We start from the raw sequence: 13484 nt of genomic DNA on the forward strand, positions 1-13484 counted from the left end.
TGTCAGATGAATGTCGTTGGTGGTCAGGGCTGCCCGATGGTGAGCAGCGACTTGATGGCCCGCCGCTCGTCCATCGCGGCGTAGGCGTCGGCGACGTGGTCGAGGTCCGTGGTGAAGTCGAAGACGAGACCCGGGTTGATCCGTCCGGCGAGCACGTCGTCGAGCAGCTCGGGGATGTACTGGCGGGCCGGTGCGACACCGCCCTTGATGCCGATGTTCTTCCAGAAGAGCGTCTGGTACTCGAACTTCTCGTAGAGGGGGACGCCGACGGCGCCGATCATGCCTCCGGCGCGCGTGATGCCGGCGCAGGTCTCGATGGACTGGTCGGTGCCCACGCACTCGAGCGCCGCGTCGACGCCGGCGCCGTCCGTCAGGCGAAGGACGGCCTCGACCGCTTCGGCGCCGCGCCCCTGGACGATGTCGGTGGCGCCGAACTCCTTGGCAACCGCCTGCCGAGCGGGGTTGCGGCTGAGCGCGATGACCCGCGCGGCACCAAGCTTGCGTGCGGCGAGCACCGCGGACAGGCCGACAGCCCCGTCGCCGACGACGGCGACGGTGTCACCGGGCTTGACGCCCGCGCTGACCGCGGCGTGGTAGCCGGTGCACGCGACGTCCGAGAGGGCGGTGAACGACGCGAGCTGTGCATCGGTGAAGCCACCCTCGGGCGGGTTCGGGACCTTGACGAGAGTGGCGTCGGCGAAGGGGGCACGGACCTTCTCGCCCTGACCGCCGTCGGTGACGCCGTTGCCGAAGGCGCCCCCGTGGGCGCAGTTGGACTGGAAGCCCGCGCGACAGGCGGGGCACGTGCCGTCGTTGTAGGTGAACGGGGCGATGACGAAGTCGCCGACTGCGAGGTCCACCACGTCGGCACCGACCGACTCTACGACACCGATGTACTCGTGGCCGATGCTGCCGACCTTGTGCTGGTTGATGCCGCGGTAGTACCAGAGGTCCGAGCCGCAGACACAGCCGCGCACGACGCGGACGACAGCGTCCGATGCCTCCTGGATCTGAGGGTCAGGGCGCTCGCCGACCTCGATGGTGCCCGTGCCGCGGAAGATCGCTGCCTTCATGGTGGTGCTCGCTCTCTGCTCGAGTCAGTGCGTGGTCGTCCAGCACCCAGCCAACCCCTCGACGCGTGGATGCGACAGGCCCTGTCATGAGGGGTACTGGCAGGGACTCCCACGGGCGGGCCGGAGACGTACCGTTGACGCCATGGCAGCCAGGGACCAGCCGACGACGAACGACCTCAAGGAGTTCCTCACCACCCGACGCGCCAAGATCACCCCCGAGCAGTCCGGGCTCCCCCTCTACGGAGCCAACCGGCGCGTCGCCGGCCTGCGCCGCGAGGAGGTCGCGCTGCTCGCCGGGATCAGCGTCGAGTACTACACGCGTCTCGAGCGCGGCAGCGTCGGCAACGTCTCCGAGGGCGTCCTCGACGGGCTCGTCCACGCGCTCCAGCTCGACGAGGCCGAACGCGACCACCTCTACCGACTCGTGCGTGCGGCGAGCGCCCCGGCCGGCCGCGGGCCGCGCCGTGCCCCGACGCGCAGGCAGGTCCGGCCCGCCCTGCAGAGGGTCCTCGACCAGATGCTCCTGCCGGCCTTCATGCGCAACGGTCGCTTCGACGTCCTCGCCGCCAACGACCTGGGCCGGGCCCTCTACAGCCCGCTCTACGCCTTCGCCGCGGCCCACACGCCGGGCGAGCCGCCCAACAGCGCCCGGTTCATCTTCCTCGATCCCCACGCCTCCGAGTTCTTCATCGACCACGACCGGACCGCCGACGACTGCGTCGCCTTCCTGCGCGCCGAGGCCGGTCGCGACCCCTACGACAAGGCCCTCTCCGACCTCGTCGGTGAGCTGTCCACCCGGAGCGAGGACTTCCGGCGCCGCTGGGCGGCGCACGACGTCCGCTACCACCGCACCGGGCGCAAGCGCCTGCACCACCCGCTCGTCGGTGACCTCGAGCTCGACTACGAGGCGTTCGAGCTGCCCGGCGACCCGGGCCAGCGGGTCAACGTCTACACGGCACCACCCGACTCGCCGTCCGACGCTGCGCTCAACCTCCTCGCGAGCTGGACGGCCCGGGACGGGTCGACTGCACGGGAGGACTCCGGCGACCTACCGCCGGTGCGTCGTCCCGGGGGCGACGGCTGACCTGACGGCACAGTTCCGCTCCCGCTCGTGGTTCCACGCGATCATCCGCCGGGCGCCGCGCAACGCCCGAGCGTGGCGATGGCGCACTACCGCTGGAGCGCCTTGAGCGTCATCGGCCGGCCGCCGCTCAGGCGGTCGACCTGGACGAGGTAGAGCTCGGCGCAGGCGAGCGCGTCGGTGAGGGCCTCGTGGGCGGCATACCGGGGGAGGCCCAGGTTGGCGCGCGCCGTGCCCAGGCGCAGCGCACCGGGCGGGAGGTCCTCGCCCGCGTGGCTGCGCAGGACGCGGCTCTGCAGCTCCATCGTGTCGACGGCGGTGATCGGCAGCGGCACCCCGAGCTCGCGCTCGCACGCCGCCGAGAGGAAGCCGGTCTCGATCACGGCGTGGTGCGCGAGCAGCACCCGGCCGGTGAGGGCCGCGGCCACACGTTCGAGGAGGTCGCGCAGGGCGATGCCGCCCGCGAGCGCGTCGTCGGTGATCCCGTGGATCGTCGCGCTCTGCCCGACCTCGACGTCGGCGCGGCAGATCAGCTGCTCGGCGCCCGCGAGGTTGATCTGAAGCCCGTCGACCGGAACGAAGCCCACCGACAGGATGTGGTCGGCGCGCGGGTCGAGGCCGGTGGTCTCGAGGTCGAGCGCGAGCAGCGGTAGGTCGGAGACGTCAGTGCGCGGGCCGGGCGGGGCGCTCGCGAGGTAGTCGCGCACCGGTCCCGGGGGCGCCTGCTCGGCCCACCGCGCTTGCCGTGCCCGCCGCCGGTCGACCCTGAACCGCGAGAGGATCACGTCACGTGCCCGAGCGGATGGCTGTGCAGGAGCGTCTGCTGAGCCGACCGCACGACGTGGAAAGCGTCACGCAGGTGCCGCTTCTCGAAGCTGCTCAGCTCGCTCGGGGCGACGAAGTTGTCCGGCGGCATAGCAGCGCGAATCTGCTTGGCCTGATGGAGAAGTCGCACGTAGCGGATGAACTCGAAGGCATCGTGCAGATCCGCCGCTGTCTCCTCCGAGAGCCCACCCGCGCCCACGGCGGCCGCCATGCGCGAGGAGGTGCTCACCTGCGGAAGCCCCCGTGACAGTGCGTGCACCCGGGCCACCTCGACGACGGCGTGGAAGCCGCCGCGCTTGAGGTCGAGGGTGTCCTTGTGCGCGCCCTCGCGCTCGAGGACGAAGCCGCGGAAGAAGCCGAGCGGGGGCTCGTTGGCTGCGGCGTTTCTCGCCAGGTGCGCGAGGAAGCGGGTGCCGGTGGGTGCGGACCGGCGGATCTGCGCCTGCAGCTCCTCGACGAGACCCTCGTCGCCGTGCACGGCGCGCAGGTCGAAGAAGATCGCCGACCGCAGGATCGCGTCGGGCACCGGCTCGTCGATCCACTGCGCGAAGGTGCGCTTCCACTCCCGCAGCGGCCGGCGCCACTGTGGGTTGGTCGCCATGACGTCGCCGGGGCACCGCGGGTAGCCGCAGGCGACGAGCCCGTCGACGACGAAGCGGGCGAGCGCCTCGAACCACGGCGCGTCTGCGGGGGTCGCGTCATCGCTGATGACGAGCGCGTTGTCCTGGTCGCTGCCCGGCCCCTGCTCGAGGCGGGCCTGCGACCCGAGCACCACCCAGGCGTATGCCGTCGGGCTCGGCCCCAGCTCACGCTCGGCGAGGTGGATGAGACGTTGCTCGACGGCGTCGCCGACGGCGGTGACGATGCGGCCGATGCCGTCGGCGGTCGCGTCCTCGTGGACGAGCTGGTCGATGATGCGGGGGAGTCGCTGGCTGAGCGCGACGAGGGCCTCGAGGTCGTCGGCCTTCGCGATGTCGCCGACGAGGTGGATCGGGTTCGCCCGCTCGAGCCGCATGAGGTCGGTGCTCGTCAGCATGCCGAGGGGAGCGTGCCCTCCGGCACCGCCGACGACGGGCATGTGGTGGATGTTGCGCGAGGTCATCTCGAGGATGAGCTCCATCGCGATGTCGTCGGGCCCGGCAGTGACCGGGTCGGCGGTCATCATCGCGCTGACCGGGGTGGAGGAGTCGAGGCCCGCCGCGAGCACGCGGGTGCGCAGGTCGCGGTCGGTGACGATGCCGGTGAGGCGGTCGCCGTCCACGACGAGCAGCGACGACACCTGCTCGCGGGCCATCAGCTGCGCCGCCTCGCGGACCGTCGCGTCACCGGTCGTCGTGATCGGCTCGCGCCGCACCAGGTCGCGCAGCCGGGTCTGCAGCACGGCGGTGCGGCGCTGGGCGTGCGGCATGGACTGCAGCGCGTGGCGCAGCCGGGTGGCCCGCTGCTGCGAGAAGAAGTCGCCCACGACGGGGTGCGCCGCCGCCAGCTCGTGGAAGGCGGCCGAGGGCAGCACGAGCAGGAGGGTGTCCTCGATGGCCTCGACCTCGAAGCGGGACGGTTGGCCGCCCAGCGCCGTCGTGCCGAAGGCGGTGCCCTCCCCTCCGCGGTCGACGAGCGTGCCGCTGTCGTCGGTGATCTGCACCGCGCCGCTGCGCACGACGAAGACCTCGTCGTTGCCGCGCCCCACCGACATGAGAAGGGTGCCGCGACGGGCGTAGCGGACGGTCATTCGGCGCGCGAGCCGCTCGAGGTCGCTGCGCGGCACGGCGGCGAAGGGCGCCTGCTCGGCGAGGAAGTCCGTGACTTCGGGGATCTCGGCGTCGGCCACGCCGTTATCGTCGCACCGCCGGCACCGGTCGCGCCGGCGACTGGTCGACCGGACCTAGAGACGCTCGACACCCGGCGCCGGTGTCGCCGCACCCCGGGTGTCGAGGAAGCGGCGCGAGATGCGGGCGAGGCCGTCGACGTCGTAGCCGCGGTGGTGCTGGAGCAGGATCGTGAGGTCGGCGTGCTCCACGGCGGCGTCGAGGTCGGCGACGCTGCGCGCCGGCAGGCCCAGCGCGTCCCACTTCTCGATGAGCGGGTCGTGGAACTCGACGAGGGCTCCGAGGTCGATGAGGCGCCGGCCCACGTGCACCGCCGGAGACTCGCGCTGGTCGGCGATGTCGGGCTTGTAGGTGACGCCGAGCAGCAGCACCCGTGCACCACGCAGGGCCTTGCCGTCCTCGTTGAGGGCGTCCTGCGCCCGCCTCACGACGTAGGCGGGCATCGACGCGTTGATCTCCTGCGCGAGCTCGACGAAGCGGAACGGGTAGCCGAGGCGGGTGCGCACGTTGTGCGAGAGGTAGTTCGGGTCGATCGGGATGCAGTGCCCGCCGACGCCGGGGCCGGGATAGAAGGCTTGGAAGCCAAAGGGTTTCGTGCGTGCGGCGGCGATGGCGTCCCAGAGGTCGATGCCGAGCTCGTGGCAGAAGCGGGCCATCTCGTTGACGAGGGCGATGTTGATGTGGCGGTAGGTGTTCTCCAGCAGCTTGGCCGTCTCCGCCTCGCGGGTGCCCTTCGTCGGCACGACGGTATCGACGAAGCGGGCGTAGAAGTCGCAGGCGGCCTGCGTGCACGCCGGCGTGAGCCCGCCGACGACCTTCGGGGTGTTGCCGATGCCGTATGCCGCGTTGCCGGGGTCCACGCGCTCCGGCGAGAAGGCGAGGTGGAAGTCGGTGCCGGCGACGAGGCCGCTCGCCTCGAGCAGGGGCCGGACGATCTCGTCGGTCGTGCCGGGGTAGGTCGTCGACTCGAGGACGACGAGCGAGCCGGGGCGCAGGTGCCGTGCGATCGTCGATGCCGCCGACCGGACTGCGGTGAGGTCTGGCCCACCCTCGTCGCCGAGCGGGGTGGGCACGCAGATGACGGTGACGGCGGCCTCAGCGAGGGCCGCGGGATCGGTCGTCGGCACGAAGCCGGCGGCCAGCATCGTGGCGACGTCCTCGTCTGAAAGGTCGTCGACGTGCGAGCGGCCGGCCGTCAACGACGCGACGACCGAGGCGTTCGCATCGAGGCCCACCACCGCCAAGCCGGCGTTGACCGCGGCCTGCGCGAGCGGCATACCGACGTAGCCCAGACCGATGACCGCAAGGTCGTGTCGATGTCGGACCACGCGCGCGCCCGGTCCGCTCACACGCTCACGAGGTCGGGGGCGGGCGCGAAGTCCGCTGCCCGCTCACCGACCCCGAGCAGCTCGGCGATGGCGGCGACGCAGCGCTCGGCAGCGCGACCGTCGCCGTAGGGGTTCACGGCCCCGGCCATCTCCGCGTAGGCGAGCGGGTCGTCGAGCAGCTCGTCGACGGCCCGGCGGATGGTCGCGCCGTCGGTGCCGACGAGCCGCACCGTGCCCGCCTCGACCGCCTCGGGGCGCTCGGTCGTGTCCCGCATGACGAGCACCGGCTTGCCGAGGCTGGGGGCCTCCTCCTGCACGCCACCGGAGTCCGTGAGCACGACGGTGGCCCGCGCCAGGGCGTGGGCGAACTGGTGGTAGTCGAGCGGCTCCGTGAGCAGCACGTTGTCGAGGTGACCGAGGAGCGGCTCGATGACCTCACGCACGACGGGGTTGCGATGCATGGGCAGCAGCACCTGCAGGTCGGGGCGCGCGACGGCGAGGTCGCGGACGGCCGTCATGGTGGCGACCATCGGCGCGCCCCACGACTCGCGTCGGTGGGAGGTGACGAGCAGCAGGTCGCGAGGCGCCGAAGGCCCGTCGAAGAAGGCCGCGACCGCAGGGTCGGTGAACTCGACCGGCTGGGCGGTCGTCCACCGCAGCGCATCGATGACGGTGTTGCCGGTGACCGGCACGCGACTGCCGGGGATCGACTCGCGCAGGAGGTTCGCCCTGGACGTCGCGGTCGGGGCCAGGTGCAGGTCGGCGAGCGGCGCGGTGAGGCGGCGGTTGGCCTCCTCGGGGAAGGGTGACCGGATGTCGCCGGTGCGCAGCCCGGCCTCGAGGTGGACGACGGGGATCCGCTCGTAGAACGCGGCGAGGCTCGTCGCGAGCACTGTCGTCGTGTCGCCCTGCACGACGACGACTTCGGGGCGGTCCGCGCGCAGCAGCTCGGAGGTGGCCAGGACCGTGCGGGCGGTGATCTCGGCGAGGGACGCGCCGGGCGTCATCAGGTCGAGGTCGTGGGCCGGGCGGATGCCGAAGAGGGCGTTGACCTGATCGAGCATCTCGCGGTGCTGACCGGTGACGGCCACGACCGGCTCGAGGCGGTCATCTGCCTCGAGGGCGGCGACGAGGGGGGCCATCTTGATCGCCTCGGGACGGGTCCCGTAGACGGTCATGACCCGGGGACGCGCTGTCATCAGGCCACCGCCTCTCTGCGCCAGATGCCGCGGGTGTCGACGAGCTGACGCCCGCGCAGCTCTCCCAGGCTGATGGCGCGGAAGGCGGCGTGGTCGACGAGGAGCACGACGACCTGCGCCTCGCGCAGGGCCTCCTGCGTCGAGACGAGCTCGACGTTCGGCAGGGCGGCGAGGGTCGCCGGCAGGCGCGACACGTGCGGCTCGACGGCGAGGATCCGGGCGTCCGGGTGCTCGGCCGCGAGCGTCTCGGTGATCGCGAGGGCGGGCGACTCGCGCAGGTCGTCGATGTCGGCCTTGAAGGCCAGCCCGAGGCACGCGATCGTCACGCCCACTCCGTCGCTGTCACCAGCGCCGGCACTGTCGCTGTCACCACCGCTGTCACTGAAGCTGTCACCGAAGCCGCCGCTGTGTCCCGAGGCCGCAACCGCTTCGGCCACCTTCGTGAGCACCGTTCTCGGCCGGGCGTCGTTCGTCTCGCGGGCCGCCCGGATGAGCCGGGCCTGCTCGGGCGCCGCCGACACGATGAACCAGGGATCGACGGCGATGCAGTGGCCGCCGACGCCCGGGCCGGGCTGCAGGATGTTGACCCGGGGGTGGTGGTTGGCCATCGAGATGACCTCCCACACGTCGACCTCGAGGTGGTCGCAGATCTCCGCGAGCTCGTTGGCGAAGGCGATGTTGACGTCGCGGAAGGCGTTCTCGGTCAGCTTCGCCATCTCCGCCGACGTGGCGTCGGTGAGCACGATCTCGCCGGCGACGAAGGTGCGGTAGAGCTCGGCGGCGCGCTCGGCGCACTCGGGCGTCAAGCCGCCGACGACGCGGTCGTTCGTGAAGATCTCGACCATGATGCGTCCCGGCAGCACCCGCTCCGGGCAGTGCGCCAGGTGCACGTCGGGGATGCCGCCCATGTGCGGCAGCTTGAGGTCGGGCCGCAGGTCCGAGATCCACTCCGAGATCCGCTCGGTCGTCCCGGGGGGCGATGTCGACTCGAGGATGACGACCTCACCGCCGCGCAGCTGGGGAGCGATGGCCTCCGTGGCCGCCCGCACGTGGCGGAGGTCGGGCTCGTGGTCGCCTCGGAAGGGGGTCGGCACGGCGATGAGATAGACCGAGGCGTGCGGCATCTCCGTCGTCGCGGTGAGCAGCCCGCGCTCGACCGCCTCGAGGATCGCCTCGTCGAGGTTGGGCTCGACGATCGGCACGCGCCCCGCGTTGATCTCGGCGACGGTGCGCGCGTTGACGTCGACCCCGACGACCCGCAGGCCGCGTCCGGTCAGCGCGGCGCAGGTCGGTAGGCCGATGTAACCGAGACCGATGACGGCGATTCCGTCGTCGAACATGGTGCTTCTCCCGTGGTTGGTCGTGGGCCCTCCGGGCCGGAGGGCGGGTGGTGTGCATCGGAGCTCGCGCTCGGCCCCGGCAGCGCAGGCTCGCCCTCAGCGGGTCGGCCCCGCCGGGCGAGGGCGCGGACGTGCGTCACGAACTCGTGGCCGACGGCGTTCCAGTCGTGGTGCTCGCGGGCGTAGCGGTGCCCGGCACGGCCGAGGGCGGCTCTCCGCTCGGGGTCGGCCGCGAGCTCGATGAGCGCTGCCGCCGTCGCGGCGGCGTCGCCGAAGGGCACGACGATGCCGCATCCGGCCCGCGTCACGATGTCGCGCGCCAGGGGCAGCGGGGTCGTGATGACCGGGATGCCGTGGGCCATGTACTCGATGACCTTCGTCGGCATCGAGTGCCGGTAGTTGGGGCGGTCCTCGAGGAGCGAGAGCCCGGCGAGGGCCCCGTCGAGCATCGGCAGTGCGATGTCGCTCGGCACGAAGCCGTGGTGGCGCAGGTGGCCGCTCTTCACGGCCCACGCCAGGGCCTCTGCCGTGCGGGTGTCGCGGGCCGGCCCGATGACCTCGACCGTGATCCGGCCCTTGCGCTCGACCGTGAGCCGCCGGCCGGTCTGCACGAGGGTCGCAGCGCCGCGGGGCATCGTCACCGAGCCGAGGTAGACCGCGCGGTGGCAACCCGGCCGGGCCACCGTCTCTGGCACGCGCACGGTGTTGGGCACGACGAGGTGCTCACCGGCGAAGCGTTCGGCATAGGCGTGCTCGGCGAGGATGAGCTCGTGGTGGCGCTCCGCGTGGCGCTCGAGGGCGCGGGCTGCGGCCATCATCGGCCGGCGTGCGCGCGCCGGCACCCAGTCCTTGGTCTCGATCGAGGCGACGGTGTCCTCGTGGACGTCCCACAGTAGGTTGCGCAGCCCCAGGCCGAGCGCCGCGACGAGCAGCTCGGGGTCGTGGACGATGACGACGTCGTGGTCCACCCCTCGGGTGCGCAGGAGTGCTCGCGCCGCCTGCATCGCCTCCTTTCGGGTGCGCCCGCTCGCGTGCGGCAGGTCGACGGGCCGGAGACCGGCGACGTCTGGGAGGGGGAGATCGTGCGCGCCGAAGGGGGCGGCATACGTCACCTCGAAGCCGGCCTCGAGGAGCGAGCCGATCTCGCGGTGCCGGATGCGGGCGTCCTCGGGGTGGTGGACGACCGTCATGACGAGCGCCCGGTCGGGCTGGCCTCCGGGGCGCGCGCTCATCGGCCGCCCTTGCGGTGGCTCGCCTCGTAGGCGGCGACGACGTCCTCGGTGGGTCCGTCCATGATGAGCCGTCCCTGGTCCATCCAGAGCACGCGGTCGCACGACTCGCGGATCGCGGCGTTGGAGTGGCTCACGAGGAAGACCGTGCCGGCCTGCTCGCGGATCTCGGCAATGCGCTCGCGGCTGCGGGTCTGGAACTCCGCGTCGCCGGTCGCCAGGGCTTCGTCGATCATGAGGATGTCGGGTGCGGCGGCGGTCGAGATGGCGAAGCGCAGGCGCGCCCCCATGCCTGACGAGTAGGCGCTCATCGGCAGGTCGACGAAGTCGCCGATGCCGGAGAACTCCACGATGTCGTCGTAGCGCTCGCGCACCTCGCGAGGCGAGAGCCCCAGCGCCAGCCCGCCGATCATGACGTTGCGCGAGCCGGTGAGCCCGGTGAGCAACACGGCGTTGACGCCGAGGAGCGCGGGCCGGCCTGCGGCCCAAGCACGCCCACCACTCGGGGGGATGAGCCCGGCGATCGCGCGCAGCAGCGTGCTCTTGCCCGACCCGTTGCGGCCGATGATGCCGACTGCCTCGCCGTGGCGCACGACGAAGGAGACTCCCTTGACGGCATGCACCTTGCGCACGTTGCCGACATCGACCTGCCGCCGCTGGCGCAGGATGCGCTCGAGCCACGGTTGCTCGCCCTCCGTGGTCGTCGCCTTCTTCCGCGCGCCGAAGACCGTGTAGACGATGTCGAGCTCCGAGCAGATGACGCTCGGCGTCGCCTCGCGCGCACCGGTCCGGTCGCGATCACGCACTGTCTCAGTCGCTTCCATAGCGACCCTCCCCACGCCAGAAGAAGACGAGGCCCCCGGCCCCGAGCACGACCGCCCAGATGCCGGCGGCCGCCCAGCTCGACCACGTGAGCGGGTACTGGTCCATGAGGGCCTCGCGGCCGATCGTCATCGTCACCGCGAGCGGCTGGTAGAGCAGCAGCATGCTGACGATCCCGTGGCCGGCGTAGTGGGTGATGCTGAAGAAGACGCCCGAGACGTAGCGGGCGAGCCGGATGACGACAGGCACGAGGTTGGCCGTGTCACGCGCGGCGTTGACGATGCGGGCGAGGAAGAACGCGATGCCGAGGTTGATCGCGGTCTGGAGCACGAGGGCGGGCCCGAAGAGCAGCCAGTGCCACGAGAACGGCTCTCCCGTCAGGGGGATCATGACGAGCAGCACTCCGAAGGCCGGCAGGGTGACGAGGAGCTGGGTGAGGGTCACCGACATCGGCAGGATCGCCCGGGGGAAGCGCAGCGCGCGGACGAGGCCGATGTTGGCGGTCACGGCGCGGGCCCCGGCGATGATCGCCGAGGCGGAGTAGCCGAAGACGAAGATGCCGACGGTGAGGAAGGCGATGTAGTTCTCGGTGCCGCCGCGGGTCTTGAGGAGCACGCCGAAGATGAGGTAGTAGGAGCCGACGAGCAGCAACGGGTTGATGACCGCCCACAGCTGCCCGAGGTGGTTGTTCTGGTTCGTCGCGTAGGCCTGGGCCGACGACAGGTGCCACACGAGGTGCCGGAATTCCCAGATCTCGCGCAGGTAGTGCCGTCGGTGGGGGCGCACACCCAGCTCGGAGAGGCCCGCGGACCGCGCCAACTCGGCGCACTCCTCGGGTGAGAGCGGGCTGGGGGTATGCCGTCCGGTGGCCGCGTCGCTCGCGGGCGCGCCTGCGGGTGGCTCCGTCAGCGACAGGGTCTCGGTCGACGGGCTGCTCATGAGGCCAGCCGGACGGCGCGGTGCTCGGCAGGTGTGGCGCCGGTGGTCGCGCCCTCGTCGAGGGAGGCGTAGATGCCGGCGTAGGTGCGTGCGGCGGCCGCCCACGTGCGCCGGGCGGCGACGTGAGCGCGCCCGGCCCGGCCGAGCGCTTCCCGGCGCGCCGGGTCGCCTGCGAGGTCGACGATGGTCGCGGCGAGGGCCGCGAGGTCGCCGACCGGCACGAGCACGCCACGGGGGGCGCCTTGCGCAAGCGCACGACTGGCGTCCGCGGCCGTACCGCCGAGGAGCTCGGCCAGGGGCGGCAGGTTGCTCGCGACGACGGGTCGACCGAGGGCCATGGCCTCGACCGGCTTGAGGGGAGGCACGAGCGCGGTCACGGACGTCGGCCGGCGCGGCACGCAGAAGATGTCGATCGCGGCCTGGGCCGCGAGGGCGCCGGCTCGCGGCAGACGGCCCGGGAGCACGACGCGCGTGCGAACGCCCTTGTCCTGCAGACGATCTGCTGCTGTGCGGAGCCGGTCGAGCTCGGGACCGTCCCCGACGACGAGCACGACGACGGTGGGGTCGTCGACGAGCGCCGCGACCGCCACGAGCTGGTCGATGCCCTCGTAGGCGTTCAGCGTGGAGACCGTGCCGACAACGACGGCGTCATCCGGGATCCCGAGGTCGCGTCGGGCGCTCGCACCGTCGGGCGTCTCGGTGACCAGGCGGTCGTCGACGCAGTTGCCGACGACATGCACCCGGTGTGGCTCGATGCCGCGGCCCACGATCTCGTCGCGCATCCCCTCGGAGAGGGTGACGACTGCCGAGGCGAGCTCCATGCAGCGGGTCTCCGTGGCCCGGGTCCAGCGGTAGAAGTCGCTCGTCGGGTCTCCGCCTCGTGACCGCCACGTCTCCTCGAGGAAGCCCCGCACCTCGTAGACGACAGGCAGGTCGAGCCGGCGGCCGGCGATGAGGGCAGCCTGCGCGTTGAGGTGGTTGCTGTGGGCGTGGATGACCTCGGCCCCGACAGCGGTCGCCTGCAGGGCCACCGCCTCGGCGTGCGCGACGAGCGAGCGGTCGGGAGCGCCGGGAGTCACGTCAACCAGGGGTCGGAGCGACCGGAGGTAGTCGACGCCGTCGCGAGTCACCTTGTCCTGCGCGGCGATCCGGCCCCTGGTCACGGGGTGGCCCGGCGGGGTCATGGCGGCCACGCGGTATCCGGAAGCCTGCTGCGCCGTGAGGATGCCGTGCGTGCGGATCGTGTAGCCCGCCTGCACGTCCGGCAGCGCGTTCGTCACGACGTGGAGGACAGAAGTCCTCTGACCCACCCTCGATCGCCCCTGCCGCGGCGCCGTCAGCGGCTCGAGCGCGGAGCCGCGCAGCACGGCGGTCTGCCCGTCGAGCCAGCGCCGGTGCCGTCGCACGAGCGGCCCGGAGTGGGCGGCGAGGAGCGCCCGAGCCTCCAGCAGGTGGCCGCGAGTCTCGAGGACGTATGCCGTCCGAGCCGTCGGGTGCTCGCCCTCCACCGCGCCCATTCCGTTCCCGACTCCTGTGCCCACTCCGGTGCCCAGCCCGGTTGCCGCCCCTGCGGCCAGGGCGCGCTCGCGTGCCCGGCCCCTCGTCGTGCCGACGCGGACGGCCAGGAGGCAGCTCGCGGCATCTCGACGACCGGAGGCGGCGGTCAGGACGATCCCGAGGGCGGTCGCGCCGGCCAGGTCGGCGGCAGCCGTCAGGGCAGGGCGCGGCAGCAGGCGTCCACACACCCAGGCGGCCTGCCAGGGATTGCGTACGAGATGAATCGCCAACGTGGACAGGGCTGTTGGCGCATTGCGGAGCACCC

Annotated in this window: 11 protein-coding genes; 1 reads left to right on the top strand and 10 read right to left on the bottom strand. The window is 72.3% G+C overall.

What is annotated here, in order from left to right; all coding sequences use genetic code 11:
- Positions 1 to 23: 23 nt before the first annotated feature.
- Positions 24 to 1073 (bottom strand): zinc-binding dehydrogenase, encoded by a 1050-nt coding sequence (locus FHX52_RS12855; protein WP_141822606.1) that lies wholly within the window; start codon positions 1071 to 1073, stop codon positions 24 to 26.
- Positions 1074 to 1215: 142 nt separating this feature from the next.
- On the opposite strand from FHX52_RS12855, the gene FHX52_RS12860 reads away from it, so the two are divergent.
- Positions 1216 to 2157: a helix-turn-helix transcriptional regulator gene (locus FHX52_RS12860; protein WP_141822608.1), complete on the top strand. Its 942-nt coding sequence runs from the start codon at positions 1216 to 1218 to the stop codon at positions 2155 to 2157.
- Between the two features lie 86 nt (positions 2158 to 2243).
- On the opposite strand, the gene FHX52_RS12865 is transcribed toward FHX52_RS12860, so the two are convergent.
- From FHX52_RS12865 to FHX52_RS12905, 9 genes are read right to left on the bottom strand one after another with little or no spacing between them, the layout of a single operon-like run.
- Entirely contained in the window at positions 2244 to 2939 is a 696-nt protein-coding gene (locus FHX52_RS12865) for an exonuclease domain-containing protein (protein ID WP_141822610.1), read from the bottom strand.
- Complete coding sequence (locus tag FHX52_RS12870; protein ID WP_141822612.1) at positions 2936 to 4807, bottom strand: DUF294 nucleotidyltransferase-like domain-containing protein; 1872 nt, start codon at positions 4805 to 4807, stop codon at positions 2936 to 2938. The genes FHX52_RS12865 and FHX52_RS12870 overlap by 4 nt, the downstream gene beginning before the upstream one ends.
- A 54-nt stretch (positions 4808 to 4861) precedes the next feature.
- Positions 4862 to 6133 carry a nucleotide sugar dehydrogenase gene (locus tag FHX52_RS12875; protein ID WP_281288006.1) on the bottom strand — a complete coding sequence of 424 codons (1272 nt, stop codon included), beginning with the start codon at positions 6131 to 6133 and terminating at the stop codon, positions 4862 to 4864.
- 17 nt (positions 6134 to 6150) lie between these two features.
- Positions 6151 to 7332 carry a non-hydrolyzing UDP-N-acetylglucosamine 2-epimerase gene (gene wecB / locus FHX52_RS12880; RefSeq protein WP_246069956.1) on the bottom strand — a complete coding sequence of 394 codons (1182 nt, stop codon included), beginning with the start codon at positions 7330 to 7332 and terminating at the stop codon, positions 6151 to 6153.
- Positions 7332 to 8672, bottom strand: a complete 1341-nt coding sequence (wecC, locus tag FHX52_RS12885) for a UDP-N-acetyl-D-mannosamine dehydrogenase (protein ID WP_141822614.1) — start codon at positions 8670 to 8672, stop codon at positions 7332 to 7334. Before wecC ends, wecB begins: the two co-directional genes overlap by 1 nt.
- Positions 8606 to 9904: a glycosyltransferase gene (locus FHX52_RS12890; protein ID WP_141822616.1), complete on the bottom strand. Its 1299-nt coding sequence runs from the start codon at positions 9902 to 9904 to the stop codon at positions 8606 to 8608. The genes wecC and FHX52_RS12890 overlap by 67 nt, the downstream gene beginning before the upstream one ends.
- Positions 9901 to 10725, bottom strand: a complete 825-nt coding sequence (locus FHX52_RS12895; protein WP_141822618.1) for an ABC transporter ATP-binding protein — start codon at positions 10723 to 10725, stop codon at positions 9901 to 9903. Before FHX52_RS12895 ends, FHX52_RS12890 begins: the two co-directional genes overlap by 4 nt.
- On the bottom strand, positions 10712 to 11662 hold the full coding sequence (locus FHX52_RS12900) for an ABC transporter permease (protein WP_141822620.1): 951 nt from the start codon (positions 11660 to 11662) through the stop codon (positions 10712 to 10714). The genes FHX52_RS12895 and FHX52_RS12900 overlap by 14 nt, the downstream gene beginning before the upstream one ends.
- Complete coding sequence (locus tag FHX52_RS12905; protein ID WP_185747270.1) at positions 11659 to 13407, bottom strand: glycosyltransferase family 4 protein; 1749 nt, start codon at positions 13405 to 13407, stop codon at positions 11659 to 11661. Before FHX52_RS12905 ends, FHX52_RS12900 begins: the two co-directional genes overlap by 4 nt.
- Positions 13408 to 13484: the final 77 nt, after the last annotated feature.

This window comes from Humibacillus xanthopallidus, from assembly GCF_006717145.1.
Classification (GTDB): Bacteria; Actinomycetota; Actinomycetes; order Actinomycetales; family Dermatophilaceae; genus Humibacillus; species Humibacillus xanthopallidus.

Bases quoted from the DNA above. Each gene is read 5' to 3' on its own strand.
- FHX52_RS12855 (WP_141822606.1), bottom strand. From the start codon at position 1,073: ATGAAGGCAGCGATCTTCCGCGGCACGGGCACCATCGAGGTCGGCGAG.
- wecC (WP_141822614.1), bottom strand. From the start codon at position 8,672: ATGTTCGACGACGGAATCGCCGTCATCGGTCTCGGTTACATCGGCCTA.
- FHX52_RS12890 (WP_141822616.1), bottom strand. From the start codon at position 9,904: ATGAGCGCGCGCCCCGGAGGCCAGCCCGACCGGGCGCTCGTCATGACG.
- FHX52_RS12860 (WP_141822608.1), top strand. From the start codon at position 1,216: ATGGCAGCCAGGGACCAGCCGACGACGAACGACCTCAAGGAGTTCCTC.
- FHX52_RS12900 (WP_141822620.1), bottom strand. From the start codon at position 11,662: ATGAGCAGCCCGTCGACCGAGACCCTGTCGCTGACGGAGCCACCCGCA.
- FHX52_RS12895 (WP_141822618.1), bottom strand. From the start codon at position 10,725: ATGGAAGCGACTGAGACAGTGCGTGATCGCGACCGGACCGGTGCGCGC.
- wecB (WP_246069956.1), bottom strand. From the start codon at position 7,332: ATGACAGCGCGTCCCCGGGTCATGACCGTCTACGGGACCCGTCCCGAG.